A 2,097-nucleotide genomic window follows, 5' to 3' on the forward strand; every position below is an offset into this window, starting at 1 on the left:
AGTTTTAAACGATTAAAGTCATGACCAAAAGTTTTTTTGATAAACTATGTTGCCCTTTTGATAAAGCTGAACTTTCGATTCAGATTTTCACCGAAAAAGAAAATAATGTCATTCACGAAGGACTCATTACTTGCCCTACATGCAAGCGTTTGTATCCAATCATTCACGGAGTGCCGATTATGATACCTGATGCTTACCGTGAGGCCCAACTCGAAAAACCATTTTTTATCAAATGGAATGATAAACTAAGTCTGGAAGCAAAAGCCAGTTTGATGTTGGAAGAATAAATGATAAAAAGCCGAGTGTTGAGCAGTTTTCGACATTCGGCTTTTATTCTTTCGCTCAAATGAAGCATCCAACCGATTTAAGATTATATTTGTGACTGACTCTATTCAACCTCCCATTACATGAAAAAACTACACTTGCTCTTTATGCTTATGGCTGTGTATCAGCTGAGTTTTGCACAAAAAACAACTATCCAAATAGATTTGAATAAAAAAGTTGGCAAAATGTCAACGATGTGGGCGTGGTTTGGTGCCGACGAACCCAATTATGCCTACATGAAAGATGGCAAAAAATTGCTGACAGAATTAAGTCAGTTGAGTCCAGTACCTGTTTATTTTAGAGCTCATAATATGCTTACATCGGGACATGATACGCTCTCAATGAAGTGGGGTTCGACTAATGTTTACACCGAAGATGCCAACGGCAATCCGATTTATGACTGGACGATCGTCGATAAGATTTTTGATACTTATCAGCAAAGAGGCATCAAGCCAATGGCACAATTTAGCTTCATGCCCGAAGCACTTTCTACCAAACCACAACCTTATGAGCATAATTGGAGACCAGGTATGAATTATACCGAAATCTTTAAAGGATGGACATACCCGCCAAAAGACTATAAAAAATGGGCCGATTTGGTGTATGCGTGGGTAAAACACTCGGTTGAAAGATACGGCAAAGCCGAAGTAGAAACTTGGTACTGGGAACTCTGGAACGAACCAAACATTGGCTATTGGAGTGGAACGGTAGAAGAATATTGCAAACTCTACGATTATACTGCCGACGCCGCCAAACGAGCTTTGCCAAGCATCAGAATAGGCGGCCCCGAAACAACTGGCCCAAGCTGGAATAAAGCGGCTGATTTCTTAAAAACATTTCTAACGCATTGTGAATCGGGCACTAATTACGTAACGGGTAAAGTGGGTTCGCCGCTCGATTTTATCACTTTTCATGCCAAAGGAGCTCCAAAAGTTGTGGATGGACACGTACAGATGAATGTAGGTACGCAGCTGCGAGATATTTCGGAAGGTTTCCGAATTGTTACTTCTTATCCGAAATTTAAGAAATTACCAATTATCATTGGCGAGTCTGACCCCGAAGGTTGTGCGGCTTGTGGCATGAAAACAAATCCATCAAATGCGTATCGAAATGGCACGATGTATTCGAGTTATACCGCCGCTTCGTTTGCCAGAAAATACGCCCTTGCCGATTATTTCAAAGCCAATTTGTTGGGAGCAGTGAGTTGGTCGTTTGAATTTGAAAACCAACCGTATTTTTATGGTTTCCGAGATTTGGCTACCAATGGCATCAATAAACCGGTGCTAAATGTTTTCAGAATGTACGGCATGATGTCGGGCAGTAGGGTAGAGGTAAAAGGCAATCAGAATTATACTTTTTCGATGGTGCGAGATTCGAGTGTACGCAAAAAAGCCGATATTGATGCCCTCGCCAGTAAAGACCAACGCTCGGCGGCGGTAATGGTTTGGCATTACCATGATGATGACGTAAAAGCCGAAGATGCCACAATTGAAGTAGATTTAAAGGGTTTTCCTACCCAACAAGTCAATTTTAAGCATTACCGAATCGACAACGAAAATAGCAATTCGTACGAAGTTTGGAAGAAAATGGGTTCGCCCGAAAATCCAACTGCCGACCAAATCAGCACCTTAGAAAAAGCAGGACAATTGACACTACTCACCTCGCCAAGCTATGTAAAAACTACCAACGGCACACTAAAACTCAATTTCAAATTACCTCGCCAAGGTGTTTCGTTGTTGAAGTTTGATTGGTGATTTGAGGATAAAAAGGAGA

Annotated in this window: 2 protein-coding genes; both read left to right on the forward strand. The window is 41.2% G+C overall.

Annotated elements, in window-relative coordinates:
- The first annotated feature begins 20 nt into the window (after window positions 1-20).
- Window positions 21-287 carry a Trm112 family protein gene (locus ACOVO2_RS19690; RefSeq protein WP_421771620.1) on the forward strand — a complete coding sequence of 89 codons (267 nt, stop codon included), beginning with the start codon at window positions 21-23 and terminating at the stop codon, window positions 285-287.
- A gap of 120 nt (window positions 288-407) precedes the next feature.
- Window positions 408-2,078 (forward strand): GH39 family glycosyl hydrolase, encoded by a 1,671-nt coding sequence (locus tag ACOVO2_RS19695; protein WP_421771621.1) that lies wholly within the window; start codon window positions 408-410, stop codon window positions 2,076-2,078.
- The last annotated feature ends 19 nt before the right edge of the window (window positions 2,079-2,097 follow it).

This window comes from Emticicia sp. (assembly GCF_049241225.1).
In the GTDB taxonomy this organism is placed as follows: Bacteria; Bacteroidota; Bacteroidia; order Cytophagales; family Spirosomataceae; genus Emticicia.